Origin of the sequence: Leptothoe spongobia TAU-MAC 1115 (assembly GCF_018739885.1) — a bacterium.
In the GTDB taxonomy this organism is placed as follows: Bacteria; Cyanobacteriota; Cyanobacteriia; order Phormidesmidales; family Phormidesmidaceae; genus Leptothoe; species Leptothoe spongobia.
Map to the genome: position 1 here is coordinate 56,334 of NZ_JADOES010000024.1, position 14,149 is coordinate 70,482.

Below are 14,149 nucleotides of genomic sequence, written 5' to 3' on the forward strand. Positions count from 1 at the left end.
TATCTAGGGACTTAACTTAATTCACCATTTCTCAATACAGCTTCAAGAATTGATAGCTTTTATGGATTATCGCTATCTGATTTTTTACAAACCTTATGATGTCTTGAGCCAGTTCACTGCTACCGACAGCGGTCACACTACGCTCAAATCCTTTATCTCAGTCCCCGATGTTTACCCGGTCGGTCGTCTGGATCGCGATAGCGAAGGATTACTACTCCTAACAGACGATGGGCAGCTACAGCATCGTCTGTGTCATCCCCGTTTTCGCCACCCCCGCACCTATCTGGCTCAGGTAGAGCACATTCCCGATCCGGATAGTTTGAACCAACTGCGCCGGGGGGTCACCATTCGCAACTACACCACCTTGCCAGCCCAGGTAGACCTTTTGGCCAAGGCCCCACCACTGCCACCCCGAACTCCCCCCATCCGATTTCGCAAACATATCCCAACCGCCTGGCTCAAGCTCACCTTGCGAGAAGGTAAGAACCGTCAGGTAAGACGCATGACCGCTGCCGTTGGTTTTCCTACTTTACGGCTGATTCGCGTTAGTATTGGTCATCTCCGTCTGGACCATCTACAATCTGGGCAGTGGCGCTATTTGACATCAGGTGAACGAGCAAAATTAGATCAGTTAACAAAAGGTTGTGACCAACCTAATTCCCAGCAAATCAAGCGCTCCCGCTCTCGCCCTCGCCGACGCTACAATTAATTTGGTTGCTCTTATATCAACATCTTTATTTCTTATCGGCTATGCTGAATTGTATTTCGCTGTCGTAATGTCCCATTCTTAATGGTTTTAGCTTCTAAGGCTATTTTTAACTTTAGGAATAATGGATTATGGCATCGTCATTATGGTTACGCTCTATCTCAGAACGATAAAGCGTTATTTTTACTAATCTGCGGTCATTGTCAACGGCCTTTTTCTATCCACTGATGATCATTTGCCCATACTGCCAATTTAATAATCCTACTGAGCACAAGTTTTGCCAGTCATGTGGGTCACCCTTACAGCTCTGGAGAGCGCTGATCCTACCAGGTACTTCATCAGTTGCGTTGCTGGCGAGTTCACTCTCTATGGAGGGCAGTCAGTCGGATCATGACGACGCTGATATTTGGCAACAGGTGACTGAAAATCAGGTCATGCCGATGGCTGCAGATGCAGTAGGCGTTAAAACAGCTGGAGATTGGCTAGGCTCTGGGCAGCGCTATCGGTTGGTTGAGGATTTATCCCTCAGTACCGATAGTCAAAAGCCCATGGAAGTCCAGGTGACGGATACAAAGCCCAATGATATGGCCTCTTCTCTGTTGGAGCAGCGCCAGCAGTTTGCATTGGTCAGCTTAGAAGCAGCCACAGACGAAACTCAGTTGCTGCCGCTGATGGCTTATCCTTATTTGGCTCTGCACGGTCGGTTTTTCCCATCGCTCCCCGAACTGCAGCAGGCCTGGATTGAACCGAACTATAGTGTTCTGATCCTTGAGGACCGGCGGCATTTACCGGATTTATTGACTATTTGGCAGCAGGCTACCCTCGACCCTCTGCAGCAGGTTCACAGCTTTTACGTCATGGTCGAACTGTGGGAAGCCATGGCCAGTTTTAAAGGTCAGGGCAGTTTACTCAACATTAGCAATCTGTGTATGGATGAAGATCAGATTGTGTGCTTGCGGTGTATTGAGATGGGACCTTATCGCAATGACTATCGACTGGCCGATATGGGGCTGCTCTGGCAGTCTCTGCTCCAGTCCAATGAGCAGTCCCTGGCCGATCTGATTGAGCTAGCCGCCGAGGTAACTGAAGGGAAAGTGGATGAGCTTGATCTGCTCAAGGAAACATTGGTTGCGATCGCAGACCGGTATCAGCTAGGCACCGATATTTCCACAACGCCTTCAGAAACTACACCGTCGGCCAATGTTCTAGAAGACTTAGATATTCCAGGTTTAGAAGGTATCGACCTGACTGAAGATGCCGGCATGGATAGCATCGATTCACCGACAATGGTGCTCCCCATGAAACTAACGGGGCTAGAAGATGCCGGACAGTCCCACGTGGGCCAGCAGCGCGACCACAATGAAGATAATTACTTTATCCAATCCTCCCTAAGTCGCAAGGAAACCCTGTCTAGTCAAACCCTGGATGCTCGCTGTGCCTATATCCTCTGTGATGGCATGGGAGGACATTCCGGGGGAGAAATCGCCAGTCAGCTGGCCGTGGATACCCTGCATGACTATCTCGATGAACATTGGCAAACTGAGCTGCCCAATGAACCTGAACTACGTCAGGCCATTAGCCTCACCAACCAGGTCATCTACGACAAAAACCAGGTAGAGGAGCGCACCGGTAGTGCCCGCATGGGGACCACCCTGGTCATGCTGTTGGTCAAGGGCACCCAGGCCGTGGCTGCCCATGTGGGGGATAGTCGTCTCTACCGCTACACCAAACGGTTGGGCCTCCAGCAGATTACGGTGGATCATGAAGTTGGCCAGCGAGAAATCAAGCGGGGGGTAGAACCCTCTATTGCCTATGCTAGACCTGATGCTTATCAGCTCACCCAGGCCCTGGGTCCCTGTGGGGAAGATGCCCTGGATCCTAGTTTTAACTATCTCAATTTGACCGAAGATACATTACTACTGCTGTGCTCCGACGGTCTTAGCGATGACAGACTGCTAGAGACCCATTGCTCTACCCATATTGAACCTATTCTCAGAGGTCATAAAGGGATTGAAGAAGGGGTGGCTGACCTAATTGAGCTGGCAAATGAGCATAATGGCCATGACAACATCACGGCTCTGGTGGTGAAGCTCAAGGTTAAACCCGATCTATCTAAACTACAGTCGATTTAGGAGACCCTTTTCAAAATCGTTTGTAGAGGCGTTGCATGCAACGCCTCTACAAACGGTGGGCAACGGTGCCCACCCCCTAGGACAAATACGTATACTGGTTCAAACTCTCTTCATAGTTTTGCAACAGTAGCTGAGCCTCAATGAGGGTAATTTGTTTTTCCTTGAGGGATACCTCTGACCGCCGTCGAATCTGTTCGACGAGGTCCTCAGAGTCATACTGTACATAGCTCAGAACCTCCTTCATGGTATCTCCTTTTACCACATGTTCAATGGTGTATCCCTGAGGTGTGACCTGAATATGCACCATGTTGGTATCCCCAAAGAGATTGTGCAAATTCCCCATAATTTCCTGATACGCACCATTGAGAAACATGCCCAGATAATAGGGTTCGTCATGGTTGAGCTCATGGAGTTCCAACACTGACTTCACCCCATGCAAATCAATAAACCGGTCGATTTTACCATCGCTGTCACAGGTCAGATCCGCCAATGTGGCCCGACAGGTGGGTTCCTCATTCAGACGATGAATAGGCATGATGGGAAATAGCTGATCGATCGCCCAGGTATCCGGTGCCGATTGAAATACGGAGAGATTCATATAGTAGATAGAGGCCATCATCTTCTCCAGATCAGCCAGATCATCAGGGACGTAGGTTTCCTGGCGTAGCACTTGAATAATCTTCTGACAACAGGCCCAAAAGAGATTTTCCACTCTGGCCCGCTCAGTCAAACTTAGATAGCCAAAGTTAAATAAACTCGCCGCTTCACCCTTAAACTGTTCGGCATCATGGAACACCTCTTGATAATTTTTAGGATTAATACTTTGATAGGCCTCGTAAAGCTCTTTGAGAATGGCATGATCCTCTGACGAAGGCTCAAAGGGTACCTGGGGGCGCACCTCACTGCTGCCCAGCACGTCAAAAACCAACACAGACTGATGGGAGGCAATGGCACGACCGCTCTCACTGATCAGTGTGGGCACAGGCACATCCTTGGCAGAGCAGGCTTCTTTTACCTCTGCAACAACATCATTGGCGTAGTTCTGAATACTGTAGTTTTTAGACGCTGGAACATTGGTTTTAGAACCGTTGTAGTCCACACCAAGACCACCGCCCACATCCAGATACTGCATATTGGCCCCAAGACTAGCCAGTTCCACATAGATTTGGCAGGCTTCCCGCAGAGCATCCTTGATAATGCTGATGGATGACATTTGGGAACCAATATGAAAATGCAGCAGCTGTAAGCATGACAACATGTCATTGGCCTTTAACTGTTCTACCACCGTCAAAATTTCAGGAATTGTCAGACCAAATTTTGCCCGATCACCAGCAGAGCCTCCCCAGCGGCCTATGCCCTTGGCAGAGAGCTTGGCCCGTACTCCCAATCGGGGACGAATATTTAGCTGTTGGCTGATCTCAATCACCAGGGGCAGCTCATCCAGTTGTTCTAAAACAATCATCGGCTGCTGACCTAGCTTTTGTCCCAGCATGGCCGTCTCCAGATAAGCCCGATCCTTATAGCCATTACATATCAACAAAGCTCCAGGTGTTTTTAAGGTAGCTAGAGCAATCATCAGTTCAGGTTTAGACCCTGCCTCTAACCCAAACTGGTAGCGCTGACCAAACTTGACGAGATCTTCTACAAGATGACGCTGCTGGTTACATTTGACCGGAAAAACGCCTCGATAACAACCGTCATACCCATATTTGGTAATGGCTTTGGCAAAACAAGAATTGAGTCGTTCGATCCGGTCTTCCAGAATGTCGGAGAAACGAACAAGGATGGGTAGCGATAGTTTGCGCACCTGCAGGGCCTGGATCAGCTCATGTAGATTGATGGAACCGCCTCGATCACCCTGGGGTGAAACAATCACATGCCCCGCCGCATTGATGGAAAAATAGGGCTCCCCCCAACCGTTAATGCGATAGAGTTCCTCACTCTCCTCAATAGTCCAGGCAGAGCTTTCTGAAGAGACTTCGGCAGGACGGGATAGTTCATTAGCAGCGGTGTTCACCTTGTGTTGATCGATTGAAACTGGAGCTGAAGTCATCAATGTGTTTCCTTTAACAAAGGTGTAATGCTAGTTTAAATTTATCCCTGGCTTATTTGTACGTGTATCAGTCAATCTGCATTATCTAACTGACGCTGCGGTATTTTAGCTGTAAGTAGATTACTCGGCATACTAAAACGTATTTTTACAAGGGAACTAGACTCAGTTTATGAAAACACGCAACGCCCCAATATCGGTTGTCCCTGTCTTGGGAGTTGATTTTCTGATTTTGTTAGTAGCGGCTATTGCGGCGTTTCTCTTTAGCCAGGCCGTTAATTTAGCGCTGTCATCGGAGGCCATCAATCAAACGCTACAGGCCCCTCCTCAGTTGCTAGTCATTGTGTCTAGCGTCATCATTCCAGTGTTCTACATCTTGATGGATGTGTTGAACTCTACCGGTAACCGGTTAAAGCTACCGTTTGCGGGTAATCGTAAACGGGGCCAGCGAATCTATGCCAGACGCATTCATTTAGGGCTATTGGCCTTATATTTTAATGCGATTTTAGTGGCCCTCTGTTGGTCGGCATCGGCGATGCCGGTGATGGGCAAAATTTATTTGGCTACGGTGTTTGCGATCGCAATCTATGCCCTAGGTCAAAGTATCCCCTCCACCAAACTGAGCTTTACCCTATCGGGAATTTTGTTTGTCATCGTCCTGCTGGCCACCCAAACCTTCATCATTACCAAAACCCAGGCTGAAGCAGAACAGGCCGGTGCAGAACTCAGACAGCGTTTAGAGGAAGACGACGCCCAAGAGAAGTAGGTACAGCGTCTAGAGGAAGAAGCCACCCAAGAGAAGTAGGTTAGGACAGCTCTACAACTGCCTGATTTTTAGCTAGGACCTCTTCAGTCAGCAAATCTTCGACCGTTACCTTGAGCAACCGATCCTGATCGACAGTGAAGCTTAACCTGATGCGATCCTCTCCGGGCATACCAGGAGGAGTCAGGGTAGCAATGTTAGGTGCTTTTTCATTCAACGATTGGGCTGCAGCCTGACCCGCTTTAGCCCGTCGAGTGACCAGACGGTTACCCTCAAAATAGACCTCAGTACTGCCCTGCTCACTTCCCAACTCGCCAATAATCAGCTCAATACTGGGCTGCTTTTCCGTCGAGGCACCCAGGACTAACTCCACAGGCTGAATCATCGGGTAGGCTTGTCCCTGGGGAATAATCGAGTGCCAACCATGGCAGTTATTACGTCGGTCCCAAAACCGTATACCGTAGCCATGGTATAGAAAATCCGTCAGTTTGACTTGCTGTAGCTGCAGGGCTCCAGAGGAAACCGCTGTAAAGGGACGGTCACAGCAAACCTTAGTGCCATCAAATTGGGTATGGATCCAGCTTTGGATAGCAGGGATTTGAGTCGTTCCCCCCACCAGTAGCACCGCATCAATATCAGCCACATCCACCCCCTGGCGACGGCCCTGCTGTAGGACCTGGGTGAGGCGCTCATCTAAACGCTCAAAAAATCCTTGCTGTTGCAGGATGGCATCAAACTGCTCCCGCGTCAGGGTGAGGTCATAGCTCTCAAAGGTTTCATCGTCGAAGTAGCTTTCATTAGCGCTGGGGGTAGCGGAGAGCTGAATTTTGAGCTGTTCTGCTAAACGTAGAATCAGGGAAGACATGGGGAGACCATGCTGATCACACAGATACTGAGCCACCCACTGATCGATATCGGCCCCCCCTAAGTTTTCGCCTGCTTTTGCCAATACCTTTGCCGTTGAAACCTGCTGGGCCGAGTTGCCCATTGATTTCTGTCCCCATTTGAGAATGTAGCCCAGGGCCTGGGACCGTCTCCCGCTCAGCTGCACCGTGGCCAGGTCCAAGGTACCCCCACCAAAGTCAATCACCAGGACCGTTTTATTGTCCGTGATGCCGTACCCCAACGCCGCTGCCGTGGGTTCATCAATCATCCGCACACGACTGATATCCCACCTTTGACAGAGGGTGCCTAGCCAGCTGCGATAGGTTTCAAAGCTATCTACAGGAACGGTCAGAACTAGCTCATCCAGACCCTCTTCCTGTTGCTTTACCTGGTCGATCACCTGGGTTAAAAACCATTCCCCCACTTGTTCAAAGGATAGGGTGCAACCATCCAAATCCGGCAAAAACCCCTGGATGGATGTACCGATACCCCGCTTAAAGTTTTTAAAGCAACGGTCGGACCGGTCTAAACCGCGATCGCGCACTGGTTGACCAATCAAAACCTGATTTTGCTGAGCGTCTTCCACATAGAGCAAGCTCGGCACCACAGCTGGCCCCGAGGTACGTTGCGAAACAGTATTTAAGGCTAATACTTCAGAGGATTGGGTGGCAGCATTCCACCGACAGAGCACTGTGTTGCTAGTGCCAAAGTCAATCGCTAAAACCATTGAATATAATAGAGCCTATTATCTTTTCAGAGTATTTTCGTTTGAACATCAAAACTAATGGTTGGGATTACTGACCTTAAGAATCCGCTTTAGTTCAGCAATGACCGACCCATTTCCTCTCTCAAGTTTTGATTCTAAAATGCTATCAGCTGGCGATCGCAAGACCTAACGCTCCCCCCATAAACATCCCGAGAAAGCAAAAACTAAGGATGATTAAACCACCGCGAACACGCCCCATCTTAAACAGCAGCCGATCGCCAATGTAGGCAATCAATACACTACAAATAGCTGTCAGTAATAAAACGCCTAAATTGATACCAAATATTGCCATCCCCGTTTGAGTAAAGCGAATACTATCAATATCATTAGTCCCACCAAAGCCAACGGCAATGGCCAAGGCAACCACCGACAGCGCTGTTCCCAGACAGGTTACAGCACGAGCCAGAATAATTCGAAATCCCTGTAAGGCTGACAGTGCTTTGGGACCGGCGAGGGCAAAAGCTTGAATCAGGGTGCCCCCAAACGCCAATGGCCAGACCCAATAAGGGGGAGAAAACACAGATAAAAAGATGCCTACCGCCACATGCAGGACTAGAACTAGCGCTAAAAGTGACCAAGGAATGCCTGATTGACGAGGTCTGCCTGCGGGTCTAGGTACTTTTAAACCTTGGTTATTAAAGGGGCGGTTATTCATAAAAAATAAAAACGATAAACCGACATCACGCCGTGCTGGTAATGATTTTATAGCTTTGCGTCCCTAGATCGGATTTCTAGATAGGAACAACGCTCAATTTACGGTTCAACTCGCTGTTCAATTCACCAGACCAAACTCCTTCATGGCCGGCATAAAATTTTGATTTTCATGGCTAGGGCGACTGAGCTTAATCAAAGCAAACCGCTGAGCCGGCATTAACGCCTGCCAGGTCTCATTTGCAATCTCCAAATTATGGGCCGTGGCCTGCCGTTTTACCTGGTCAGGGACGATTGACTCTAACCAGGGGGGCTGAGCCGGAACCTCAATTTCTTTAGCTCGCCCTCCCGTGTAATGGGTCACCAGGGCTTGCAAATGCTGTTGATAAGCCTGAGTACTTTCTGGTGTATCACAGGCCATCGCAACTAATGCCTGCCGCTCAGCTTGGGTGAACTGATTCCAGTGACTGAGTTTGAGCTTGACACCACAGGTATCTAACTTGAGCCGCACCGACATTGGAATACAACGTAGCGAACCAATAAACTCCTGTTCAAACTGAAAACCACCCCATGCCATACACGCTCACCCCAGAAAGTTGATTTTGACAGACTAGATAATGTGTCTAATTGTGTCTAATCATCACGTAAACCATTGCGCATACTCAATAAAACATCCTTAATTCATAAGACTTTGGTGATCCAAATAACTAAACAATCAAAAATCATTGAGATTTGTAACACATTTACGATGCTTGTTGATCCCTACAGCCCCTCTGCTTGACTGCTCCAGAAAGTTGCGCAACACTAAAATACAACTAGGGTAAGCACTCCGACTTTCAATGCTCCGTATTAACTTTTTGTATGGAGTTTTAACTATCTTTTAGTTATGGTTTGTTTATGACCTTGCTCCTAGTTAGGCGCTCTCCATAAGAGGTGAATCCTTTTGGAAACACTGGAATTTGTTATTTACCCCGATGGTCGGGTCAAAGAGCTGGTTACAGGTATCGTTGGTCGTTCCTGTGCTGAGGTAACTGCTGCTGTTGAAGCTCAGTTAGGTCAGGTCTTATCCCAGGAGAAGACGTCTGAGTTTTATGCCCAGGGCAACCAACTGACCACTGAGCAGACAGACTCCCAGGCCAATTACAGTAGCTGGTAGGTTGGGTTTACCCAAGCCAAATCGCTACCGTGGGCCGCACAGCCATGTTGTTAATTTCGATGAAATAAAAGGTTTAAGATGTCGCACTTTAGCCAGATCAAAACCAAGATTCGCAATCTTCCTGCTCTGCAGGCTGCGTTAACTGACATGGGTGCCGACTGGAAAGCCGGTCCACAGACAGTACGTGGCTATCAGGGTAAGACTGAAACAGCTGAGGTCGTTATCGAACAAGATAATGGTTACGATCTCGGCTTCAAACAGAATGCTGATACGGGTAACTATGAGCTGGTAGCTGATGTTCAATACTGGCAGCAGTCCCTGTCAGTAGATGGTTTTCTAAACCAGGTGACACAGCGCTATGCTTACCACACCGTTTTGACTGAGACCTCCAATCAAGGCTTCCAGGTAGCTGAGCAGAAGACTGCTAAGGATGGCTCCATTCGCTTAGTTCTACAGCGCTGGGCCCAGAACTAAAGTTGTCAAAGACAATGTCAAAGACAAGCTGATTTGGCAGGGCGGCTCTGAGGCATATTGCTTCAAGTCGCCTTTAGTTTTTTGGGAGCTGCCCTTGTACGACTGGAGTAACGATTAATGACTTTGCCAACCGATCCTCCCAACGATATTGAACGCTCGGGACTGGAACCAGAATTAGGTGGTTTACTCAGGAATGCAGGCGATCGTAGCGGCCTGGAGCCAGAGCTGGGTGGAGCGGTCCGTCAAAAGGGCGTCTATGTGGACGAGTTGACCTGCATTGGTTGCAAAAACTGTGCCCATGTGGCTCACAACACGTTTTATATAGAACCGCTCTACGGTCGGGCGCGGGTGGTACGTCAGGACGGCGATCAGGAAGAACTGATTCAAGAAGCGATTGATACCTGTCCGGTGAACTGTATTCACTGGGTGGATTATACAAAGCTGAAAACGTTAGAAGAAGAACGGCGGCATCAGGTGATTCCTGTGGTCGGATTCCCGGTCAATCAAGGATTGACCCATCGTAAAAACCGCGCAGAAAAAAAGAAAAAAGACAAGTCGTAGGATAGGCGGTCCATTGGCAATGGGTGCGGCCAACCTTATTCAAATAATTCATTAACTAAAGGTCGACTAGTCCCCGTGTAGATCAGCTCTACGCGGAGAGACCGACCAGGGGCTGGGGTAACGACCTGGTTAGAGGGTGCGATCGCAGGCGCATTTTCACTGATCGGTTCAATAGCTGTAATCTTGCCATCTGGTGCAATCTGGAGGTGATATACCAGCGGATAGGTTACGCCCGTGGGTTGATAGGGAGCTAGCTGGGTTGCGATCGCGTCTAAGGTTTCCCTATGAGTCTCATTATCTAGTTGCCCAATCCGAGCAGGCGCTCCCCGTTGTCCATGCCCAGAAGCATCGGCCGCCGCTGCATCGGCAAAGGTATCATCTGCCTCTAACGATTCCAATTCTGCAGGAGCCGTTACTGACTCTTGCGGAGCTTCGGATAAGACCGTAATGTCGCTGGTAGGCGCGGTTGGAGCAGGCGGTTGGGGGGCTGATTCAGGGACTGCAGGCGCTCCGGCCAGTTCACTATGTTCTACCGAGAAGGGATCTGCCGTGCTCAAAGAAGATGAGCCCTCATCAGAGGCCTCCTCGGAATCTGCGGCTAGAGATTCTGATTGTGGTTGTGGAGCTGCAGGTGCGACCTCATTATTAAAGGCTTCAGACTCTGTTTCCTGCTGACGTGACGGAGACTGGCCTGCTGCCAACCTATGATTATTACCAGCAGGCCCCCTATCTCTACGGACCCTCAGCTCAAGTGATTCATCTATCTCTCTAGGTGTCTTTGATTTAGGCAATTCTCCCTGAGCCGTTAGTGCATCTAGGTCCTCAGCCGCTGGTGCTGAACTTGCTTCAGGTGCGGCATTGGGTGCTGCCGCATTGGGGGCTATGGCTGAACCCACCTCATCTTCAAAAACGGCTTTGGGAACCTGGGCAGTTTCTGTTTGATTAAAGGCAGCGGGTCTGTACTGAAGATAGGCGGTAGTGACACCGACAGCGACTAATAGAGAGGCTACGGCGGAGCTAGTCCACCAGCGTGAGCGCCACCGCCGCTTGGCGACGGGTGCCTTGGGCAATATGATTTGTCGCTGGCCGTAGGCATTGAGCACTTCTGCTAGATCAAATAGCTGCAGGGTACTCAGGTTTATATCCTGGTCTAAAAGCTTTAATTTATGGGTTTGGGGCCATGCCTGCTGGGTTAGGTGGCGCTGTACATAGGATTCGACGGTGTCGCTGAGGGCGACTAGATGGAGCTGATCGCCTGTGGCTAGTCGCTTTCTTGTTGGTTGTTCTGACCATAGGCTAAAGCGAAGCTGACGGACCACGGTGCGATCGCTCCATTGGGATAGCGCCGAAGGATGGGCCGTTACCTCCAGGGTATAGTCGCCAGACTCATAGCGCTGGGTGTTGATGGGTAAAACCGTGGACATCTCTGGTTATCGGGTCAGATGAACCGCATCTGAACAGGCTAGGCGCTACGGTTATAGCTTACTAGCACATATCCGTAGTGCCTAGGGCGGTTACCGTTAGGGAAACGGGTGGAATCGCTGAATGCTTTTCTGGGTATGCCAAGTAAAAAGACGGCTATGGAGCTGGCTTATTTTTGGCTTAAATTTGCTGACCACTTTTCGTCATTTCAGCACGGCAGACGTTGATACACTCACCCTCACATTCAGCATCAAAATTATCGAATTCGATAGCAACCGCCTATACTGACTCAAGGCTTTACAGCAGAGAGCTTACAAGTCGAAGGCAAGTGTAAAACCCAAACGCTCATGCCCGTTACGCCGTGTCACATTCTCTAAAGACATGCTCAGCCTGACTTCTGGGACCTTGGGCGATCAACGCCTGATTGACGGCTTTCAGGATGGCTAGCTCTTTTTCAGCTTGGTCCAACCGTCGCTCTAACTCAGTAAATAACTTGCTGCAGTTGGTAGACAGCGTCTCATAGTCGCGCTTTAGATGATTGATATCCCGTTCTAGACCATAGCCTCGACGGACTCTGCCAATTCCCCAACCGATTACACCTGCCAGAGCCGTGAGAATCGTAATGATGAGTGGTAGCTGGTTGATAAAAACTTGCATATTCACCTCCTGGCACAAGAAAAGGCCGGAAAACCGGCCTAGATTCTCAGATGACAACGCTTACATCTTTCCTTGGGCTCTGCGCCTGATTACGCAGTCCCCAAGGTGTCGGGAGCATCACCAGCACCCGCTGGGATAACCGCTTCAAATTCAATGGATAAGCCAGTTGCAAACAATCGGTGACTGATCAAGTCCTGGTCCCAGGTCTTAGTGAGGGATAGTCCAGCCACGCTGAGCTTAGACACATTGAACTTCATCTGATAGCCATCCACCACACCGCCCGCGCCATCAGAGATCCTGCCGGTGTAGGTAGCAACGGTGCCATCTTCTGACGTCGTGCGCTCAAAGGTAATCGTCTGCTCAGAGGCATCACTCATTAACACTTTGGCACTGGTGACATAGCCGTCTGTCCGCTGCACTTCATCAACGGCAATGGGCTTAGCTGCCTGTTGATCCGCAAGCATTTGTAAGAAAACTTGTCCATCAACTGGTTCACCCAGGTAGTTGATATTGAAGCTCAAATCCAGATTAGGAAGGTTCTCTTGAATCAGTGTCAGAACTTCCTGCCGCTCAGCCTCTTGGAGATTAGGTAGCTCAGCAACTTGTATTTGCAGTTCCTGGATTAACGTCTGGTTAGTGGAGATGTCTTGTGCCTGCTGATCAATACGAGAGTTGAGGGCAACCGCCACTTCTTGAATGGCGGCATCCGGAGCCATAGGTAGGACTTGAGAGAGCAAACTTAAGGCATCGACAGCCGATTGTTTAACAGTAGAGACCATAGGTAATTAAAGAGAGTTACGAAAGAACAACAATGAGGCATATAGCTCAGGAGAGATTTGGGACTCATAGCCATAGCCCCAAGATTTCGAACGATCCCGGTCACACCGCATCTCCAGCACAAAGGTGGTTTGAGTAGTAATGGTAAACACCCCCTCAATAGGAATATGCCAGGAGTAATGCAAGGAATAGGTCGTAGCACTGGGCCAATTAATGAGAGAATCCATCGATCGAAAACGGCCCCGCATACGACCATTTTCCATACCAGTTGTCCATCCTCTGAAACAATAATTGCCAGAGGGTAAAACCAGCTGCCCACCAGTCGTGATACTGCCGAAGCCGGTGGATTTAAAGTTGAAGGGTCGGGATAACCATTGATTAGGTGGGTGAAAGGCACCACCCTCTTGACCGTAGGTATTTCTGATTTGGAAGACCACCCACTCTAGAGCCCTAGAGCCTGATTGAGTCCCTAGGGCAAAGCTGGGGTCAAGGCTTGCCCGGTAGGTTTGCCCTCCTCTGACAACAAGAATTTGATCATCAGATTTAAAAGGAGATACTAACTCCGGTAGTTCAGAAAACTCTTGACTCACGGAAAGAGAATAGATACTCCAAAAAAGGTGAATGGTTCGGGACTGTTGTCACCCGTTTGGAACAACAACAATCCAATCTGGTTTTGCACACTGACCGTGGTTTCAAGGGTGCTCGATTCTCGTGCCCATACCTCGATCCGATAGTTCGATATCCAGGTATGGGGCCAAAACTCCAGGTAGTAGCCCAGTCCAGTCCATGGAATCGAGAGATACTGTTGACCAAAGTAGAGTCGCTCAACATCAGCGATGGGATTCGCGATAGGAGCCTCGCGCAGAATGTGAGCCAGATATCCGGCTCGATGCCATCCTTTCGCCTGGGCAATCGTGGATGATACCTGAACTAAGAGCTGCGAGGGTTGTGTCAACTCGAAGCGGAACCGATGGGCCTGATGGGTCAACGTGTGTTTTATGTCGAGCTGCCTAAATTCGGTGTTTAAGCGCTCAACTCGCAGACTTAAAACAACACCCGTGGGCTTAGAAAACGGCCAGCGTTTGGCGCTCACCCGTTAGGTGTAGCAACGACGGAGGGGGCGATAGACACGGGTCACTGAACGTCCAC

The 14,149-nt window shown here is 49.4% G+C and carries 15 protein-coding genes; 6 read left to right on the forward strand and 9 right to left on the reverse strand.

The genetic code is table 11. The features are described from left to right. Positions 1–61: 61 nt before the first annotated feature. Positions 62–709: a pseudouridine synthase gene (locus IXB50_RS13105; RefSeq protein WP_215609426.1), complete on the forward strand. Its 648-nt coding sequence runs from the start codon at positions 62–64 to the stop codon at positions 707–709. A gap of 224 nt (positions 710–933) precedes the next feature. After that, entirely contained in the window at positions 934–2,838 is a 1,905-nt protein-coding gene (locus tag IXB50_RS13110) for a serine/threonine phosphatase (protein WP_215609427.1), read from the forward strand. 76 nt (positions 2,839–2,914) lie between these two features. On the opposite strand, the gene speA is transcribed toward IXB50_RS13110, so the two are convergent. Next, entirely contained in the window at positions 2,915–4,891 is a 1,977-nt protein-coding gene (gene speA, locus IXB50_RS13115; protein WP_215609428.1) for a biosynthetic arginine decarboxylase, read from the reverse strand. 169 nt (positions 4,892–5,060) lie between these two features. Here speA and IXB50_RS13120 point away from each other — a divergent pair, with 169 nt between their 5' ends. Further along, positions 5,061–5,654, forward strand: a complete 594-nt coding sequence (locus tag IXB50_RS13120) for a hypothetical protein (RefSeq protein WP_215609429.1) — start codon at positions 5,061–5,063, stop codon at positions 5,652–5,654. A gap of 40 nt (positions 5,655–5,694) precedes the next feature. Here IXB50_RS13120 and IXB50_RS13125 read toward each other — a convergent pair whose 3' ends face one another. The 3 genes from IXB50_RS13125 to IXB50_RS13135 form a co-directional block, all read right to left on the reverse strand. After that, positions 5,695–7,263, reverse strand: a complete 1,569-nt coding sequence (locus IXB50_RS13125) for an Hsp70 family protein (RefSeq protein ID WP_215609430.1) — start codon at positions 7,261–7,263, stop codon at positions 5,695–5,697. A gap of 145 nt (positions 7,264–7,408) precedes the next feature. Then, complete coding sequence (locus IXB50_RS13130; protein WP_215609431.1) at positions 7,409–7,957, reverse strand: hypothetical protein; 549 nt, start codon at positions 7,955–7,957, stop codon at positions 7,409–7,411. Positions 7,958–8,074: 117 nt separating this feature from the next. Beyond that, positions 8,075–8,530: a nitrate reductase associated protein gene (locus tag IXB50_RS13135; protein WP_215609432.1), complete on the reverse strand. Its 456-nt coding sequence runs from the start codon at positions 8,528–8,530 to the stop codon at positions 8,075–8,077. A gap of 366 nt (positions 8,531–8,896) precedes the next feature. Here IXB50_RS13135 and IXB50_RS13140 point away from each other — a divergent pair, with 366 nt between their 5' ends. From IXB50_RS13140 to IXB50_RS13150, 3 genes are all read left to right on the forward strand, one after another. Beyond that, positions 8,897–9,109, forward strand: coding sequence for a DUF2997 domain-containing protein (locus tag IXB50_RS13140; protein ID WP_215609433.1), 213 nt, complete (start codon positions 8,897–8,899; stop codon positions 9,107–9,109). A 78-nt stretch (positions 9,110–9,187) separates the two neighbouring features. Next, entirely contained in the window at positions 9,188–9,583 is a 396-nt protein-coding gene (locus IXB50_RS13145; RefSeq protein WP_215609434.1) for a DUF1257 domain-containing protein, read from the forward strand. A 117-nt stretch (positions 9,584–9,700) separates the two neighbouring features. Beyond that, on the forward strand, positions 9,701–10,144 hold the full coding sequence (locus tag IXB50_RS13150) for a ferredoxin (protein WP_215609435.1): 444 nt from the start codon (positions 9,701–9,703) through the stop codon (positions 10,142–10,144). 35 nt (positions 10,145–10,179) lie between these two features. Here IXB50_RS13150 and IXB50_RS13155 read toward each other — a convergent pair whose 3' ends face one another. The 5 genes from IXB50_RS13155 to IXB50_RS13175 form a co-directional block, all read right to left on the reverse strand. Next, entirely contained in the window at positions 10,180–11,568 is a 1,389-nt protein-coding gene (locus tag IXB50_RS13155) for a DUF4335 domain-containing protein (RefSeq protein WP_215609436.1), read from the reverse strand. A 352-nt stretch (positions 11,569–11,920) separates the two neighbouring features. Beyond that, complete coding sequence (locus IXB50_RS13160) at positions 11,921–12,223, reverse strand: hypothetical protein (protein WP_215609437.1); 303 nt, start codon at positions 12,221–12,223, stop codon at positions 11,921–11,923. A gap of 89 nt (positions 12,224–12,312) precedes the next feature. Then, positions 12,313–13,002, reverse strand: coding sequence for a hypothetical protein (locus IXB50_RS13165; RefSeq protein ID WP_215609438.1), 690 nt, complete (start codon positions 13,000–13,002; stop codon positions 12,313–12,315). Positions 13,003–13,008: 6 nt separating this feature from the next. Beyond that, a complete protein-coding gene (locus tag IXB50_RS13170) occupies positions 13,009–13,590 on the reverse strand; it encodes a hypothetical protein (RefSeq protein ID WP_215609439.1) in 582 nt (193 codons plus the stop codon). After that, positions 13,587–14,093: a hypothetical protein gene (locus IXB50_RS13175; protein WP_215609440.1), complete on the reverse strand. Its 507-nt coding sequence runs from the start codon at positions 14,091–14,093 to the stop codon at positions 13,587–13,589. Before IXB50_RS13175 ends, IXB50_RS13170 begins: the two co-directional genes overlap by 4 nt. Positions 14,094–14,149: the final 56 nt, after the last annotated feature.

Coding starts and splice junctions, on each gene's coding strand:
- IXB50_RS13135 (WP_215609432.1), bottom strand. CDS start 8,530: ATGGCATGGGGTGGTTTTCAGTTTGAACAGGAGTTTATTGGTTCGCTA.
- speA (WP_215609428.1), bottom strand. CDS start 4,891: ATGACTTCAGCTCCAGTTTCAATCGATCAACACAAGGTGAACACCGCT.
- IXB50_RS13105 (WP_215609426.1), top strand. CDS start 62: ATGGATTATCGCTATCTGATTTTTTACAAACCTTATGATGTCTTGAGC.
- IXB50_RS13145 (WP_215609434.1), top strand. CDS start 9,188: ATGTCGCACTTTAGCCAGATCAAAACCAAGATTCGCAATCTTCCTGCT.
- IXB50_RS13160 (WP_215609437.1), bottom strand. CDS start 12,223: ATGCAAGTTTTTATCAACCAGCTACCACTCATCATTACGATTCTCACG.
- IXB50_RS13150 (WP_215609435.1), top strand. CDS start 9,701: ATGACTTTGCCAACCGATCCTCCCAACGATATTGAACGCTCGGGACTG.
- IXB50_RS13125 (WP_215609430.1), bottom strand. CDS start 7,263: ATGGTTTTAGCGATTGACTTTGGCACTAGCAACACAGTGCTCTGTCGG.
- IXB50_RS13120 (WP_215609429.1), top strand. CDS start 5,061: ATGAAAACACGCAACGCCCCAATATCGGTTGTCCCTGTCTTGGGAGTT.
- IXB50_RS13130 (WP_215609431.1), bottom strand. CDS start 7,957: ATGAATAACCGCCCCTTTAATAACCAAGGTTTAAAAGTACCTAGACCC.
- IXB50_RS13155 (WP_215609436.1), bottom strand. CDS start 11,568: ATGTCCACGGTTTTACCCATCAACACCCAGCGCTATGAGTCTGGCGAC.
- IXB50_RS13165 (WP_215609438.1), bottom strand. CDS start 13,002: ATGGTCTCTACTGTTAAACAATCGGCTGTCGATGCCTTAAGTTTGCTC.
- IXB50_RS13110 (WP_215609427.1), top strand. CDS start 934: ATGATCATTTGCCCATACTGCCAATTTAATAATCCTACTGAGCACAAG.